13 protein-coding genes are annotated in these 17,299 nt (G+C 49.9%); 5 read left to right on the top strand and 8 right to left on the bottom strand.

The window, feature by feature from the left end; translation table 11 throughout:
• Positions 1 to 546 precede the first annotated feature (546 nt).
• Positions 547 to 762, top strand: coding sequence for a hypothetical protein (locus KI362_RS00065; protein WP_301623946.1), 216 nt, complete (start codon positions 547 to 549; stop codon positions 760 to 762).
• Positions 763 to 785: 23 nt separating this feature from the next.
• On the opposite strand, the gene KI362_RS00060 is transcribed toward KI362_RS00065, so the two are convergent.
• Genes KI362_RS00060 through KI362_RS00050 form a run of 3 tightly spaced genes read right to left on the bottom strand, consistent with a single transcriptional unit; the run spans position 786 to position 4,548 of the window.
• Positions 786 to 2,366, bottom strand: a complete 1,581-nt coding sequence (locus tag KI362_RS00060) for a UDP-glucose--hexose-1-phosphate uridylyltransferase (RefSeq protein ID WP_301623945.1) — start codon at positions 2,364 to 2,366, stop codon at positions 786 to 788.
• 12 nt (positions 2,367 to 2,378) lie between these two features.
• Positions 2,379 to 3,368 (bottom strand): UDP-glucose 4-epimerase GalE, encoded by a 990-nt coding sequence (galE, locus tag KI362_RS00055; RefSeq protein ID WP_301623944.1) that lies wholly within the window; start codon positions 3,366 to 3,368, stop codon positions 2,379 to 2,381.
• A gap of 1 nt (position 3,369) precedes the next feature.
• Complete coding sequence (locus KI362_RS00050; RefSeq protein WP_301623943.1) at positions 3,370 to 4,548, bottom strand: galactokinase; 1,179 nt, start codon at positions 4,546 to 4,548, stop codon at positions 3,370 to 3,372.
• 129 nt (positions 4,549 to 4,677) lie between these two features.
• Here KI362_RS00050 and KI362_RS00045 point away from each other — a divergent pair, with 129 nt between their 5' ends.
• Positions 4,678 to 5,535 (top strand): AraC family transcriptional regulator, encoded by an 858-nt coding sequence (locus KI362_RS00045; protein ID WP_301623941.1) that lies wholly within the window; start codon positions 4,678 to 4,680, stop codon positions 5,533 to 5,535.
• Positions 5,536 to 5,551: 16 nt separating this feature from the next.
• On the opposite strand, the gene KI362_RS00040 is transcribed toward KI362_RS00045, so the two are convergent.
• On the bottom strand, positions 5,552 to 6,292 hold the full coding sequence (locus tag KI362_RS00040) for an NAD-dependent protein deacylase (RefSeq protein WP_301623939.1): 741 nt from the start codon (positions 6,290 to 6,292) through the stop codon (positions 5,552 to 5,554).
• 22 nt (positions 6,293 to 6,314) lie between these two features.
• A complete protein-coding gene (locus tag KI362_RS00035) occupies positions 6,315 to 7,124 on the bottom strand; it encodes an HAD family hydrolase (RefSeq protein ID WP_301623938.1) in 810 nt (269 codons plus the stop codon).
• A gap of 249 nt (positions 7,125 to 7,373) precedes the next feature.
• Here KI362_RS00035 and KI362_RS00030 point away from each other — a divergent pair, with 249 nt between their 5' ends.
• The 3 genes from KI362_RS00030 to ilvD all read left to right on the top strand — a co-directional run bounded on the left by KI362_RS00030 (position 7,374) and on the right by ilvD (position 10,675).
• Positions 7,374 to 8,423 (top strand): acyltransferase family protein, encoded by a 1,050-nt coding sequence (locus KI362_RS00030; RefSeq protein WP_301623937.1) that lies wholly within the window; start codon positions 7,374 to 7,376, stop codon positions 8,421 to 8,423.
• Positions 8,424 to 8,550: 127 nt separating this feature from the next.
• Complete coding sequence (locus KI362_RS00025) at positions 8,551 to 8,814, top strand: KGG domain-containing protein (protein WP_044479623.1); 264 nt, start codon at positions 8,551 to 8,553, stop codon at positions 8,812 to 8,814.
• A gap of 175 nt (positions 8,815 to 8,989) precedes the next feature.
• A complete protein-coding gene (ilvD, locus tag KI362_RS00020; RefSeq protein ID WP_044479624.1) occupies positions 8,990 to 10,675 on the top strand; it encodes a dihydroxy-acid dehydratase in 1,686 nt (561 codons plus the stop codon).
• A gap of 314 nt (positions 10,676 to 10,989) precedes the next feature.
• Here ilvD and KI362_RS00015 read toward each other — a convergent pair whose 3' ends face one another.
• The 3 genes from KI362_RS00015 to KI362_RS00005 form a co-directional block, all read right to left on the bottom strand.
• Complete coding sequence (locus tag KI362_RS00015) at positions 10,990 to 12,408, bottom strand: polysaccharide deacetylase family protein (protein ID WP_301623932.1); 1,419 nt, start codon at positions 12,406 to 12,408, stop codon at positions 10,990 to 10,992.
• Positions 12,409 to 12,544: 136 nt separating this feature from the next.
• On the bottom strand, positions 12,545 to 14,365 hold the full coding sequence (locus KI362_RS00010) for a peptidoglycan D,D-transpeptidase FtsI family protein (RefSeq protein WP_301623930.1): 1,821 nt from the start codon (positions 14,363 to 14,365) through the stop codon (positions 12,545 to 12,547).
• A 113-nt stretch (positions 14,366 to 14,478) separates the two neighbouring features.
• Positions 14,479 to 16,656: a methyl-accepting chemotaxis protein gene (locus KI362_RS00005; RefSeq protein ID WP_301623928.1), complete on the bottom strand. Its 2,178-nt coding sequence runs from the start codon at positions 16,654 to 16,656 to the stop codon at positions 14,479 to 14,481.
• Between the last annotated feature and the right edge of the window lie 643 nt (positions 16,657 to 17,299).

Here is a 17,299-nt window from a genome sequence, read left to right as displayed (position 1 = left end):
GCGGATTTCTTTGATTAAATAAGCCATAACAAGGGAGACATCCGGCATAAAGGCACCTGACGATGCTCCTTTTTAAAAAGTAAATATACACCACTGCACCAGATGCACAGTATCCTGCTTGCATGCAAAAAGAGCCGTCCAGCTGATCAAGCTTCGGGACGGCCCCAACATTTGTTTGTTCGCACATACGGCACTTGCTTCTCGCATGTGCACACACGTCAATAATTTTATTGTATTTCGGCATTTATTTTGCCGCCTGAGCCCACGCGCTGGCACTTTTAATGCTTTTAAGCACTTATTTCGCCCGCATGTGCGCCTACGCCAGAAATTTTAATGCCTTTATGCACTTGTTTCGCCAAATGCGCTCTCATGCCTGAGATTTTATTGCGTTTTGGCACTTATTTTGCCCAGCAGCAACTCATATACTCATTCTGCACTCATTATGCACAAAGAGTTTCCTACATCACTACGTTGTTGCTCATATGAGGAATATGTCCTAACCAATGGTTCCAGTAAGACTCGAGCGAAGTTCAAAGCTAAACTGGAATGCCACTCGGACAAGCGAAGTTTGGCGCAAAACCGGAGTATCATGTATTCGGAGTACAATTCAGGCAAGCAGTATCCTGCTTACATGCAGGCGGCAAGCTTATTGCAGTGCAGTATTTTGCAGCGCAGCATAATGCATTGCTGTTTATGGATCAGCTGATCAAGAAATCCGCGAACAACAGTGATCGTAAGCACACTTCACACGTTGCCCCCTAACTCGCCCTCCGATGTTTAACTGTCTATGCTATTGCATGATAGCCCATAGCTTGGACAAAGCGTATAAAGGCTTCCCGGCCTGCTGGATCTGTCTTGAATACACCTGCATGCTCCAGGATCCGTGCAAACTTGCTGCCCACTTCTTGCCGGAGCAGCTCTTCTGCCTGCTCTGCAGGTACCGAGGTTCCATGCTGCTGAATAAGCTGCTGGATCCAATCTCCATGCACGGCCAGGGGATGACCGGAGTTCGAGACAGCCGCTTGCAGAAGCTCCGTATTTCCGCCAAGAATCGCAGCGATATCAGCGAGTTCCTGCTTTAGCCGTCCAGGCAGAATGGCGAGCCCCATGACCTCGATCAGGCCGATGTTCTCCTTCTTGACATGGTGCATTTCCCGATGAGGATGGAAAATACCCTCCGGATGCTCCTCACTGGTGCGATTGTTGCGCAGTACGATATCCATCTCGTATACGCCACCTGCTCCGCGCCGAACAATTGGAGTCACCGTATTATGCGGTACGCTCTCCCCATTCTCCTCGCTGAAGGCAAGCACTTCGGCCGCAGGATCACTGTATGCCTTCCAGGATTCATACACTTGATCGGCCGCTTCCAGCACTACGGAAGGATCGTGACCGGACAGACGCAGAACCGACATCGGCCATTTCACCAGGTCGGCGGTTACGCCCGGATAAGCCGGATGCGAGAACGATGCCTCGGAAGGAGCAAGCTGAAGCGGGAATGTATGTCTGCCTCCCTGGAAATGGTCGTGCGTCAGAATCGAGCCGCCCACAATCGGCAGATCAGCATTCGAGCCGATAAAGTAATGCGGAAAGGCCTCCGTGAAGCTAAGCAAACGTTTAAATGTCTGCTTGGTCAGCTTCATGGGAACATGGTCATGATGGAACACGATGCAATGCTCGTTGTAATACACATACGGCGAGTACTGGAATAGCCATGGCTCATCGTTCAGTTCCAGCGGAATCACGCGCAAATTTTGTCTGGCCGGGTGATTGATTCGTCCGGCATAGCCCACATTTTCCCGGCATAGCTGGCATTTAGGATAGACCGGCGGCGGAAGAAGCTTGGCCATGGCGATTTCCTTCGGATTCTTCTCCGGTTTGGACAGATTGATCGTGATTTGCATATCGCCGTATTCGGTCGGTTGATCCCAATAAATATTCTGGGCGACCCGATCCATCCGAATGTAGTTGCTGGCAACGGATAATTTATAGAAATCATCCGTTGCGGCTTGAATGCCTCGCTCCGCCGCTGTGCTGCGAAATGACGCAATGCATTCCGATGGACGAGCCATCAGCAGCCCCATAATCCGGGCGTCCAGCAAATCACGGTAGGTATCTGTATTTTCCGGAATCAGACCGATTTCAAGACCGTAGTCAATCAGCACCGCAAGCGGTTCCTGCGGGCCTTGCAGCGATTCAGGCTCCAGTGCTTCAAGATAAGCTTCATCAAACCCGAACAGCTCCAGAAGGCGGTTTCGCGAATAATCAATATCTGTTTCTTCAATCATTGCCTGCTCCAGCGCGTAATGGACTAAACGTTCAATCGCCTGCCGGGCTTCAGACTTTCTCTGCTCTTCTGCACTCAAGCTTCTCACTCCTTACTTGTCACCGTAGCCGTCTGGATGATGCAAATGCCATTCCCACGCACTGCGGATAATATCATCAAGCTTATTGCGGGAAGGCTGCCAGCCAAGCACTGTTCTTGCCTTATCCGAAGAGGCGATCAGCACTGCCGGGTCCCCGTCTCTGCGAGGTGTGACTACAACCGGGAAATCACGGCCGGTAACTTCCTTGACCTTGGCAATAACCTCCTTGACGGAGAAGCCTTGGCCATTGCCGAGATTGAATACGTTGCTGTCATGACCTTGAATCAGATATTCAACCGCACGCAAATGCGCATCCGCTAAATCTCCTACATGAATGTAATCCCGTACGCAGGTGCCGTCAGGTGTGTTGTAATCATCACCGAATACTTGAATCGATGGACGCTGCCCGAGTGCTGCTTGCAGAATCAGCGGGATCAAATGGCTTTCCGGCGTGTGATCCTCTCCGATCTTCCCGCTCTCATGCGCTCCCGCCGCATTGAAGTAGCGAAGGGCCACATACTTAATGCCGAGCACCTGATCGAACCAGGCCATCATCCGTTCCATCGTCAGCTTGGTTTCACCGTAGACATTGGTTGGATTGGTAGCATCCGTCTCTTCAATAGGTACCTTTTCAGGCTCGCCATAGGTAGCTGCAGTCGAGGAAAATACGATTTTCCGCACGTCAGCCGCATGCATCGCTTCCAGCAGACACAGCGTCCCGTAGACATTATTGTCATAATATTTTACCGGATCCTTCATACTTTCACCGACCAGGGAATTCGCCGCAAAGTGAATGACAGCTTCAATCTGATTCTCGGAAAATAGCTTTGCAAGCAGCTCTTTATCGCGCAAATCGCCTTCATACAGCTTCCCGCCAAGCAATGCCCCCCGATGGCCGGTCTGCAAATTATCAATAACCACAACCTCTTTCCCTTGTGCCAACAGCTCCGCTACAGTATGTGAGCCGATATAACCGGCTCCGCCAGTGACCAGAATTGCCATATTAGTTCTCTCCCTTCATTTCATGGACTCCGTCGCCTACGCCGCATACATAGAAGTCGCCTTCCAGGCCGGTGCGCTCCTTGTAAGCCGCGCCTACTTCTTGAACAAAACGCTCTACCGAATCCTCATGAACCAGCGAGACCGTACAGCCGCCGAATCCGGCACCGGTCATCCGCGAGCCGAGCGTGCCCTCAATCTTGCGTGCTTCTTCAACCATCACATCAAGCTCCAGACAGCTCACTTCGTACAGGTCGCGAAGAGAATCATGGGAAGCATTCATCAGGCTGCCGAAGGCTGCCAGGTCATTAGCTGCAAGCGCATCGACCGATTTCAGCACACGGGCGTTCTCTTCAACCACATGAGTTGCACGCTTCAGCAAGACTTCAATGTTAAGCTTGCCCTTTAGTTCCCCGAAGCGCTCCGGTGTCAACTGTGCCAGGAATTCGATCTCCGGCGCTTTTTCGCGGATCAAGCGAAGAGCTTCATCGCACTCGCTCCGGCGCTCGTTATATTTGGAATCAACCAAGCCTCTGCGCTTGTTCGTATTGCCAATAACGAGCTTGTAGGCCCCGGTCTTGAACGGAACATGCTTATACTCCAGCGTGTCGCACATCAGCAAGATGGCATGATCGATAGCCCCGTTAGCCACAGCGAACTGATCCATAATTCCGCTGTTTACGCCGACATAAAGGTTCTCGGCCTTTTGGGACAGAACAGCGATCTCAACCTTATCGGCAGGCTTGCCTTCCATAGAAAGCAGTGCAAAGGCTGTAACCACTTCAATCGAAGCGGAGGAGGACAACCCGGCCCCGTTAGGAATCTCGCCGTGATAGAACAGATCGTAGCCGCTCGATAGGTTTGTCCCTCTTTTCGCCAGCTCCACAATGACTCCGACCGGATAATCCACCCACTCCTCCGTTTTCTCTTTGCCCAACTCTTCAACAGCAATTTCAGCGGTGTAAGGAAGATTAGTCGAGGCAAAGGAAACCTTGCCGTCTTCTCTTTTGCGGACAGCCAGCGTTGTTCCGAATTCCAGTGCAGCCGGAAGCACGTATCCTCCGTTATAGTCAATATGCTCGCCAATCAAATTCACACGTCCGGGAGCGTTGAATACGCGAACACCCTCCGCATTCCCTCCACATTTCGATATAAACAATTGTTCCATTTCTTTCTTCTTCATTCTGTACACCCCATCTTCATGGAATCTTGAATTTCTTGTCTTCAGTATAAGAAAAAGCGTTCTCTTTGATAATGCAACTATGCGTGTATAATATAGATATATGTGACTTCGAGAAATGGAGGATTTCATATGATTCAAGAATCCTATAGCGCTGCGGCCAATCCCGAAATCAGCGAGACAAGCGAATTGCATGTGCTTTTTGCCGGCGAAAGCCAGACGGTGAACAACCACCGCCTGGGTCCGAAGGTTTACGATTACTATCTACTTCATTACGTAGAAGAAGGACGAGGCTCCTTCCAGACAGAGTATGCCCAGTATGATCTTCAGGCAGGCGACTGCTTTCTCATTCTTCCTGAGCAATTGGTCAGCTATGCCTCCGATCCGGAGAATCCCTGGCGTTACCGCTGGATTGCCTTTGCAGGTGTACAGGCCAATCTCCTGATTGAGCGTGCCGGGTTCACTCCTCGCACAGCGGTCTGCAGTCCGGGCACCGGGAGCGGCATTCCTTCTCTGCTGGAACAGGTCCTGCAGACCTTCCGCAGCAAGAAATCCAACTCCGATCTGGCCTCGCTGGGCTGTCTCTATCTTGTCATGGCGGAGGCAGAGCAGTCGCTCGTTCAGGCGGGCGCCCTTCCGGCAGGTGAATCCGGCGTACAGCGAATTGTAAAGCAAATGATCCAATACATGGCAAGCCAGTATGCACACCCGATGTCGATTGAACAGATGTGCTCCAGTCTTGGCTATAACCGGGCCTACTTGTCCCGGATCTTCAAGAAAGAGACGGGCTTCACACCCGTTACGTATTTACTCAAGCTGCGAATCGACAAGTCGCGGCAACTGCTGCGCGAGCGGCCAGAGCTATCCATCGAACAAATATCTTCATCCGTAGGACTGGCAGATGCCTTGTACTTCTCCAGACAGTTCCGCCGGTTCCACGGTCAATCGCCGAGTGAATACAGGCGGGATGCCGCGCGTGGCAACAGGTGAGAAAAATAGTCCATGTTCACAGAACAACTGTTTTCAGGGCATCCATGACCGCCCCGATCGGGTCCGTGATCAGCAGATCGGCTCTGCTGTCATAGGGCGTTGAGCTGGCATTCAACAATACCGTGCGGCCGCCTTGATAATAAGTCACCAGATGAGCAGCCGGCTGTACCGTCAATGAAGTTCCGCCGATTAGCAGCAAATCTGCTTCGGCAATGGCACGAATGGAGCGCTCCATGGTATCCTCATTCAAATTTTCTCCATACAGCACTACATCGGGCTTGATCACACCCTGACAGGCCGTACAGAGCGGAACCGGTGCCGGGCTCTGCATAACCTGATCCAGAGTGTAGAATTCATGGCAGCTCATGCAGTAATTGCGATGAATCGAGCCGTGCAGCTCCAGCACATTTTGGCTCCCTGCCATTTGGTGCAGGCCGTCGATGTTTTGCGTAACGATTGCTTTTAGCCGCCCCGCCTTCTCCAATGCTGCCAGCAGCTGATGAGCCGGATTCGGCCGGGCTTCCGGATGGAGCATCTTCGTCCTGTAAAAATCGTAGAATACTTCCGGATGCCGGTTGAAAAAAGGACGGCTTAAAATTTCTTCAGGGGAATAGGACAGCTTGTTCTCCTGATGATAGATCCCGGCGGCTGAGCGAAAGTCGGGAATTCCGCTCTCTGTGGAAATGCCTGCCCCGCCAAAAAATACAATCCGCTTACTCTCAAGTATCCATGTTCCCAATTTCTCGATTTCTGGCATGCACTTAAAGTCATGTTCAAGGTTACTCACGCTGTTTGTCCTCCTTCAGAGTAATATGATCCGCATAAGCAATCGGCTCCATGACGGTATAATCCGGAATAATCCAATCTGCATCCACTAAATAATGCGCCGCATCAGGCTCTGAGGCAATACCGATTGTGCCGTAAAGTCCTGCAAGCTTGCCCATCATCATATCTGCATTACTGTCCCCGATCATCAGGCAATCCTCCGCCTGGATTCCGAGCTCGCCCATTGCCAACTCCGCCATTTCAGGATCGGGCTTGCCATTGATCACCCGGTCTCGGCCCACAATACTTCCAAAATACTTGCGAATTCCTAGCCAGTCCATATGCTTCACTGCCCCTTCCGTTGTATCTGAGGTGACGACGCCTAACCGGATCCCGGCAGCCTCACAACGGGTCAAGAAACCATGGAGGCCCCGAATCGGAACCGCATTCCGCTTCTCCTCCAGCTTCTGCATGGCAATCGTATTGAAGGAGCGTATCTGCAGGAGCGCCTCGTTCCAGGGAACACCCGCTACATACAGCTGCCAGGCCAGTATTGCGGTCACTTCTTCTTCTGTCCCCATCGCCAAAGGACCGGTCTTGTCATAGCCTTTCATTTGCCCGTCTATATCCAGCATCAGCCCCAGCAGATTCTCCGCAGGAACCGTCGCTGCCGCTCCCATCACCGTTAGCTGGCCTTCCACCAGCCGGGTTAGCGTGAGCGCCCAATCGCTCCATAACGCCATAAAATCAAGCAAGGTTCCGTCCTTGTCAAATAGAATGCCTCGGCATGGGAAGATCCTGTCCTCTGTTCGTATTGCCGGCACGAAGCCACCTCCTGATAACTACTCTTTTCTTATTTTAACCCCGCTTCTCTCCTTGCACCAAATCAGAATTCATCACGATTCATGAGTTGGTCACATTTTAAAGCACTGACAGCGCTTTCCTTGGTGATTTTTATCACAAAGTTAAAGGGTCAAATCCATTATCTTAAAGCAAGAAGCATTTATTTAAATTTTTAATATTCATTTTTCAAATCAAACTTAGGGAATGTGCGGAAAGGAGTTAACCTCAATATGTCAGCACCTACATGGGAACAGCGAGGAGAGACGTTTTTCCTGAATCTGCGCTTTCTGCTCATACTCTGCGTGTTTGTCAGTAATGCCATTGAGCCGCTCATCTCACGCATGATGGGGATGAACTCGCTCTATATGTGGATCTTCACATTCCACATGCCCCTATTCGTCTTTGTAACGGGATATTTCGCCAAGACCAGCTTAACCGGAAGCACAGGACGCAAGGTTCTAGTACAGATTGGGTTGCAATATGTTATTTTCCAGACACTGTATTCCATTCTGGATGTTACCGTATTTCAGGTGGATCATATTCATCATTCCTTCTTCGCTCCCTACTTGCTGCTCTGGTTCCTTGCCAGTCATCTGTGCTGGCGCCTGATCCTCCTTCTTCTGCAAAAGCTGTCGCCGCTGCGCCAGATTGCCGCCGCTGTCATTCTTGGCATTCTAATCGGATATCTGCCGCTTGACGGTACTTGGTTAAGCGTGTCGCGAACCTTTGTGTTTCTGCCCTTTTTCATCGCAGGCTATCACTTCTCCTTTGCCTGGATCGGACAACTGCTGACCAAGAAATTCCGAGTGATCGGAATTCTACTGTCACTTACCTTGTTCTTTGCACTTAGGATCGCCGGAAATGAATTAGTACCCGGTTGGCTGTACGGCAGCATGACCTATATGCAGTTAGACACAGCTTACTGGTACGCAGGATTGATCCGTTTCGCTCTTTATTTCCTGCAGTTATTCGCAGGAGCGTGCTTCCTGGCCTTTGTTCCGCAGCGGGTCTCAAGACTGACCGATTATGGACGCCGCACCCTTTATGTGTTCCTGCTGCATGGGCTGCTTATCCGCTGGGCTGCCGCCTCACCGTTATATGATTATATTGATAGCTATGCCGGTGCGTTTGCAATCATCGCCTCCGCCGTATTGCTCACCATCCTTCTCAGCCAGCCAACGGTCAAGAAATGGACCTCAGCGGCAATTGAGCCTCCGGTAGAATGGGCGCTGCACCTGGAGCGCAGAGCTCTCGGAAATTCCGGGGCTGTCAGCAAGTAACATACAACCTGGTTGCCCTTTTCGGAGGGCTCCTTTTTTATTTTCGGCACATTTCGAGTTTCATCTTGCTAGCATGTGGTAAATAACACCATACCCTACCAAAAAATCAATCCAAGGAGTGATCTGCATGGCACGGGAAAATGGCAAGATGAGCCGGGAAGAAGCCGGACGTCTCGGAGGAAAGGCCACCTCCAAAAATCACGGTAAAGAATTCTATCAGGAGATTGGACAAAAGGGTGGAAAAGCTACCTCCAGCAAGCACAGCAAGGAATTTTATCAGGAAATCGGACAGAAGGGCGGAGAAGCTACCTCCGAAAAATACGATAAGGACTTCTATCGCAGCATCGGCCGTAAGGGCGGACGAGCACGCGGCAGCAATCCTAATATGTAGACGGATCCTGCCAGGCGCGGATTTCCGTATCACAGCTCCGGTATCGCGTACCGGAGTTTCTTTATTCTGTTGCTAGAAAAACACGATTACATATGATAGACTTTATAAAAAGCTTTAGCGGTGTAAAGTTACAAAATTTCACCAAGAGCAAAATAGATATGGAGGGATCTTTACTATGGCAGCAGGTAAAATGCGTTCAGATATGATAAAAAAAGGCTTTGACCGTGCTCCTCACCGCAGCTTGTTGCGGGCAGCAGGAGTAAAGGAAGAAGATTTCGGCAAGCCGTTTATTGCGGTATGCAATTCGTACATCGATATCGTGCCGGGTCATGTGCATTTGCAGGAGTTCGGAAAAATAGTCAAGGAAGCCATTCGCGAGGCGGGCGGCGTGCCGTTCGAGTTCAACACGATCGGTGTGGATGATGGAATCGCAATGGGACATATCGGCATGCGCTACTCGCTGCCGAGCCGTGAGATTATCGCAGACTCGCTCGAGACTGTCGTATCTGCCCACTGGTTTGATGGCATGGTCTGCATTCCGAACTGTGACAAGATCACACCGGGAATGATGATGGGCGCCCTTCGGGTGAATATTCCGACCGTCTTTGTCAGCGGCGGACCTATGAAGGCCGGTGTCGACAGCAAAGGCCGCAAGCTCTCCCTCACCTCCGTCTTCGAGGGGGTTGGTGCTCACCAGGCCGGTCAGATCTCTGATGGCGATCTGTATGAATTGGAACAATTCGGTTGTCCGACTTGCGGCTCCTGTTCAGGGATGTTTACAGCGAACTCGATGAACTGTCTGGCTGAAGCCCTGGGATTGGCTATGCCGGGTAATGGCACAATTTTGGCCGTAGCTGAAGAGCGCCGCGATTTCGTACGGAAGTCCGCTCGCCAGCTCATGGAATTGATCAAGCTCGACTTGAAGCCTCGCGATATTGTTACTATCGAATCGATCGACAATGCCTTTGCCTTGGATATGGCAATGGGCGGTTCCACCAATACGGTTCTGCATACACTTGCTCTCGCACAGGAAGCCGGAATCGACTATCCGCTGGAGCGCATCAACGAAGTTGCCAACCGTGTGCCGCACATCGCCAAGCTGGCTCCAGCCTCGGATATCTTTATCGAGGATGTGGATCGTGCCGGGGGCGTAAGCGCCGTACTGCATGAGCTGCTCAAGAAACCAGGCGCCATCTATGGTGATCGTATCACTGTAACCGGCAAGACGATTGCCGAGAACGTAGAAGGCTGCGAAATTCTGGATCATAACGTCATTCATCCGATCGATCAGCCTCACTCCGAGAAGGGCGGCCTGGCAATTCTGTACGGCAACCTGGCGCCGGAGGGCTCGGTTATCAAAGTGGGCGCCGTTGATCCATCCGTAGGCGGCTACCATAAAGGACCGGCAATTTGCTTCGATTCCCAGGAACAAGCCTTGGAAGGCATCGCAAACGGAAAAGTGAAGGAAGGCTCTGTCGTTGTTATCCGCTATGAAGGACCTAAAGGCGGACCAGGGATGCCTGAAATGCTCGCTCCTACTTCCCAAATCGTTGGTATGGGGCTTGGCGCGAAGGTCGGTTTGATCACGGACGGCCGCTTCTCAGGCGCTTCCCGCGGTATCAGCATCGGGCATATCTCTCCGGAAGCGGCAGAAGGCGGTCCAATCGCTTTCGTCGAAGATGGAGATATCATCGAGCTTGATCTGAACAACCGGAAGATTGAGCTGCATGTCGCCGAGGAAGAACTGGCCCGCCGCCGTTCCAATTGGAAGGGCTTCGAGCCGAAGGTGAAGACAGGCTATCTCGCGCGGTATTCCAAGCTTGTAACGAACGCCAGCTCCGGCGGCGTGCTTAAAATCTAACTATATAGTTGAACTAAGTTGAACTAATGAACTTTACGTTTTGGGCAACGTGTGAAGTGTTCTTACGATCGCTGTTGTTCGCAGATTTCTCTGATTGAATGAAGCCATAATAAAGTAGAAATCCGCTCACAAAGGCGAACGCTAACGCTTCTTCAGCACACTTCACACTTATGCCCTTTCAACGAAGCTTATTTAGTTCAACTTATAAAATTACTAAAAAAATAAGGGTGTCCCCAAATTTGCGATGATTTGGGGACACCCTTTTCACTGGAGTATGACATTAACGTATAAAATCCATGAGTTCTAGCTGCTTTTTAAAGGCTTGCAGTGATTGCAACCGGCTCCGGCTCCTCTATGTTCTCATTCGGCTTCTCTGAAATATTCAGATGAGACCCATCTTCCGCATAATGTTCGGCAAGATACTCAAGCGGCATCAGGATCAGTTTAGGAATCAGCAGTTCCGGAGATTGATTCAAGCGTGATCCGCCTTCTGGATGGATGACCCGCATTAGAAGCTTCAGGTAAACCCGGGATGAGCCGGAGAACAATCCCTTAGGAAGATCTGTAACTGTAAATCCGAATTTTTCCGGCCCCCGGTTTATCATACTTACCCCATACAATGCCTTTACCTTGGCAAGCTCCGCATGATCGGCTACATAACGGGCAATCAGCGGCATCTCCTGCTCCATTCGCCGGACCATTTTAATCGCAAGCTGTACAGGCGACTTCGACTTCATTCCCAGCTCGAACAACAGCTTGTTATCAATATGCAGTTCCATTACCCGGTCACCTGCTGTAAGTACAGAGCCATCACTCATCGTGACTTGCTGTCCGCGATAGCTTCGGACGCGAAAATGCATCAGCGGGTTTTCCGGGTTAATCGTCTTTAGACGGAACAGCAGATGAAACAGCTTCTCCCATGCCATCCACAATGCAACGATGGTCTTTTTGAACAGACTAATCGGCTTTTTCTTTGAATCGGCTTGCTGAGCTGAAGAGCTCGGCTTCACTTTTTTCCCCTCCCTGGACACTTCGCTGATCCGAATCATCTCATCGATGCGGATACTGTTCAGACCACGGTCTCTGGCTTCCTTCAATACACGTTCGAGCGCAATCAGCATTTCCCTCGGTGCTGTCATATTGGCTCCCAGCGTCGCACCGCAGTCATGCAGCAGAAATACCTCGCCACCGCGCAATTTCTTCAGCATCCGCTTCGTCAATTTGTCGGCGCCAATCTTGACCCGCCAATCACTGAATATCGCCGACCAGAGAACGATCTGAGTTTCATTTCGCTTAGCAAAATCAAACAGGTTCACAATCCCCCAGGGCGGTCGATAGAAGTGCGTGCGCACGCCGGTTGCGTCCAGAATCACCTTGCCTGTCTTCTGAATCTGCCTTTTCACTTCAGCAGGTCCCATTAGCCAGTTTGTCTTGTGGACATAATTATGAATACCGATCAAATGTCCCTCTTCGTGCATTCTCTTCAGCAGCTCAGGATGTCGTTCTGCATTGGAGCCAACCACGAAGAACGTAGCCTTGGCATCATAACGCTTCAGCAGATCAAGCAATTCCGGCGTATATTGAGGATCAGGACCATCATCAAAGGTCAGTGAGAAGTATTCCTTGCTTATGCCGCGCCTAAACACGCGAAACCCGAAGATTCTTGTGATCAAGCCGGGAATAAAAGCATATAGCGATGAAATATAAAATAACCACAGCAGCAAAGTCTCCATGTCGTCTTCCCCACTTTTCTATAGTTCATGACTTTGGCATGCCCTAAAGCATAGCATCCCCACTATTTTATCATACAGACCTGCCAAGTTGGGGCATTTTTTTGGAAAAGAAGCTGTTGACGACTAAAGCTGCCTACTAAGACACATCCGTATCCTGCGCGAGAATATCCATCACCCGCCGGAATACGTCGGCCGCAAGATGGTGCGACCCGGCTGGACGGTTCTGTACCAGCACAGCTACGGCATATTGAGGCTCACTCACCGGCCCGTAACCGATGAACCATTGCTGATTGAGCTTTTTACCCGACTTTATAACTTGGGCGGTTCCAGATTTTCCTGCTAACTCCCATTTTGAGGACCTCATTGACCTTCCAGTCCCTTCAGTGATGACACGTCTCATCATGACAAGCAATTGATGTGACGTCTTGGGAGAAATCACTGCTTCACGCCCCAACTTCTTTGCAGGAAATTCAGCCATCGTGGAGCCATCCTTGTACAGAACCTTACTGACCAATCGTGGGGAAAATAATTGACCATTATGAAGCAGCGTTACTACCAAATTTGCTGCCTGAAGCGGAGTTACCAGCACATCCCGCTGGCCAAGTGCCGTTTGAGCCAGTACACCACCGTCAACCTGGACCGCTGGATGAAAGACCCTCCCCGCCTCCTCCTGATCAATCTGTCGTAGCTCCTCACCGCCCATGAAGGAGTCAGCATACCATCCGATCTTGTGAGATAATCCCAGAGCAGATGCAGTTCTTGCAATTTGGGCCTGTGACAAACGCTCTCCCAGCTCGGCAAACACCACATTACATGATTGCGCCAAGCCTTGCTCCAAGGAAATATCGCCATGACCTCCGGTCTTCCAGCAGGATATACCATAGCGGTGATATTCTCCAGAGCAATGAAACATTTCTCCAGGCCTGGTCACGCCGGATTCCAGAGCAGCTGCAGCTATAACCAGCTTAAATATAGACCCTGGGGCCTCTGCCTTGACTGCTCTATTGCTCCAAGCTCCATCTGCAACTTGAATATGGCTAGGATCGTAAAAGGGCCTTGAGACCATAGCTATAATATCCCCCTGCCGTGCATCCAGGACGACGATCGCTCCCTCCTCAACCTTCATGGTCTCGCTAAGCTTTTCCAGTTCGCGCTGAATTCCTTCCTTTATCGTGGTCTGGATCTGGACAGGATAATAAGGATTATCGGTCGTTCGAATTCTGGTTCCGATGCTGGGCATGGAACGGTATCTTCCGTCGGTGCCATAAGATACTCTTGTTCCGCCAATTCCTCTTAAGAAGCGATCCATGGATAACTCCAAACCCGAAGCCCCAACCTCCATTTGAATCGGAAAGGGCCTGCCGGACTCCTGTCCGATCTTCAACCCTCTTATTACATCGGGGCGTTGAGCGACATAACCGAGCCATTGACTCCCGCTCCTCCCCTCCGGATACCGTTTCATATAAGGCAACCACTCCACTCCCTCGGGCAGATCACCGATCGGCCGTTTAGAAGACTCCTTGTTCGCCGTCTCCAGCGCAAGCGGAGCTTGAATCATCTTCCATTTCGCCTTCAGCTCATCTGGTGGCATATCCACGATTTCAGCGAGCTTCCTCAAGCTTTCCGTCTCCGGAAGCCCATGGACCGGGAAGAGAGTGGGGAGCCATTGAATCTCCCCTGTAAGCCTTACCCCATCACGGTCAACAAAGTGGCCCCGTCCTGAATCGAGCTCAATCCCTTGTTCTCGTTGCCTGACAGCCAGTTCATTAATCGTTCTTCCTCCGGCTGTTAAAGGACGCGCAGCAGCACTCCAGGCCAACCAGCCCATTCTTACCGCAAACACGATTAAAAAAAATGAAAAAGCGAGCAGCACGATAAATATCCGTTTTTTCAAGCGGACGAGCAATTGAACCGCCTCCTGTCTCTTCCCATTATTTCCTGGGAAAAGCTTGTTCACACTTCCAGAGGCAATTCGAATTGAACAGTTGCTTTTAGATATAAAAAAGCAGGCCCTCCATAGCCTATAACTATGTGGGACCTGCCTTGTCATTCATATCAAATTAGGAATGATTATACCGTAAACTTGGACAATGAGTCCTTTAAGCCTGTTGATACATTCTCTAGCTTCTTGGACAGCTGTACCAGCTGTTCCCCAATCGTCTGCTGCTCGCTGCTTAGCGATGCAACCTCTTCAGAAGTCGCGGAGGATTCCTCGGCTACTGCGCTCACGTTGCTCATCGCATCGGACAGAATATTTTGCGATTCATTCAACTGATCAATCGAGGAGGTAACCTTGTCCAGATGAGTAATGAAGTTATCCATTTGCTGTTGTACAGAGACAAAGATTTGTCCTGTTTCCTTCACAGAACTCATTTGCTCCTGGAACAATGGACTGGCATCAGAGAGTGCCTGCACCGTTTCATTCATTTCCTTCTGAATGTTGTCGGTAATCTCTCCTACCATGGCAATCGATTGCTTGGACTGATCCGCCAATTGACGAATTTCGTCTGCCACGACCATAAAGCCGCGTCCCGCAGCCCCGGCACGTGCAGCTTCAATCGTTGCATTCAAGGACAGAATATTGGTCTGCTGTGTAATATTCTTCATGACATCCAATACTTTCATCACCGAAGATGTACTTGTCTTCAATTCGTCTACTTTGTTGGTCAATTGGCTGATCATCTCGGCGGAAGCTTCCGTCTTGTCCAGGAGACCGTTCAGATACTCGGTTCCGCGCTGACTGGACTCATGAACCTGATGCGCGGATTGCTCCATCTGCTGGTTCACACTGATGACATGCTCCATTTGACGGGCGATATTATCCGTCAACGAATTGCCCCGCTCCGCTTCATTCGCCAGGCTGGTTGCGCCATTCGCAATTTCTTCGGTTGCCGAAGCGATTTCTCTCGCGGAGATCGCTGTTTTATTGGAAGCATCCGTCAATTCTGCAGCCGTTTCCAGCACATCTTGAGCGGAATGATTAGTCTGACTAACCAGAGCTGTAATTTGCTCCATCATCAGGTTGAAGCTGACCGAGAGCTGTCCGATTTCATCCTTCGCCTTTGTTTCCATACGGACCTTGAGGTTCCCCTTGGCTCCCTCTTCCATTAATTCCTTCATTCTGCCCAAAGGATGAGCAATCATTCGTACCATCCAGACCGCAATTAAGGTGGTAATCAAGGCAACGATTAATGCAGACAGAAAAGTATAACTCAAAATACTTTTTGCATCCTTTGTCAATTCGGAGGTTGCTACAGTCCCTACCAGCTTCCAGCCAGTCATCTCATGCTGTACATATACAGCCAGGACACTTTCACCGTATAGATCCTTAGTTACGAAGCTGCCGTATGAATCGGTTCCGGCTTTAGACATATCGATCGTATCTGTCTGACCCGCATTCTCCACGTCCGAAGAGCTTACAACAAAATTGTCAGCCGTCAGCATCTTGACTTCAGAGCCTTCCCCAAGAGAAACTTCTCTCAAATAGTCTTCCAGTACCTTTATTTTGATATCTGCAACCAGCACAAAGCGCTCCATGCTGGTTACGCTCTGAACCGAACGGACCAGCCGGAAGACTTCGGGTGCGCTGCCGTCTGCTTTCGGTACAGGCATCCATTGGGTCATCGTCTTATCAGACAGATCCTTAAACCATTCCGTATCCCTGATTGTACTCAGGAGCTCTGGATCGGTATTGCCCGCGCTGATATCATCAATAGCCTGCTTGCTTGAAAGCATATAAATCGCTGTGAATCCATCATTAGAAAAGGTTAGACCATTCAGGCGAGTTCTCATCTTCGTCACCTGCGTAAACCGGTCATAATCGGACAATCCCGGGAGATAAGCTTCTGTAATTGCTTTTTGCATCTCATCATCCAAGAATGCCTGTTGCAGATTATCCGCAAACTTTTGGAATACGATATCCAGCTTCTGCGTGGTTTGCAATATGGTCTGTGTATTGGAGGTCTCTGCGTTTCGTTGAATCGTACTTTTTGCGACTCCATAGGACACAAAACCGATGGCCAGAACAAACGTCATAATTGCTACAAAGAAGATTAAAAACAATCTTACGCCAACCGACTTATTAGGGTTAATCTGACCTGGCACCATCTTGCCCAGAGATGATTTCCAGCCGCCCCCCGCCTTCTCCGATGAAGGGGTTTTCAATTTCTCCTTCAAAGCATTAAGGCCTTTCCGTTTCGATTCCTTGCTGTCCGTGCCTTGCTCCTTCTTCTTAGGAACCTTACCCATTCATACTCACCTACCGCTCGTAATAGTCGTCGTACTTTAAGCATGGGATTAAAGTCATACCAGTTTCGATCTGGTGGTAAGACATCCTTACGTGCATAATTCGACATGCTCTGACGACTTCCTCTATAATATCGGAAAAGTTAATACCGAAAATTACATTTTTCTGAGGATAAAAATCAAATAAGGACTTTCGTCCCACACCACCCCTTTCGTGCAAACGATTTCCAGAAAAAGAAAAGGGTGCCCCAAAAGCATACTTTGGAACATTCCTACCAACAAAATAGGATGATTCATAAAAAAAACAAGGGGTTAAGCGGTCTATCTTCGCTTATCTCTTTGATTTTTATCGTCTATGGCTGCTTTTTTAAGCAGATTGTCAACAAGGGGAGGCAGATCCTTACGGAACACTTGAATCGCCTTCCCCCAAAACAGACTCCTCTTTGGGTGCAACCGATTCTCTGATTAGCCATCTGCTGCTCGCTGCCGGATATTTTAAACTCGCTAACGGACATTCTAGAGACTGTCTATTAACTGTTTACAACTCACTAACTTCAGCAATTCATATTCCGTTTTTTAGTACTAGAATGATTGGTTTTCTCCCGAATTCGTCCATTATCTACGTATTCCGTGGTATAATGGTCGT

It is taken from the genome of Paenibacillus apis (assembly GCF_018333295.1).
Taxonomy (GTDB): domain Bacteria; phylum Bacillota; class Bacilli; order Paenibacillales; family Paenibacillaceae; genus Fontibacillus; species Fontibacillus antibioticophila.
This window is presented reverse-complemented; position numbering and strand designations above follow the sequence as displayed.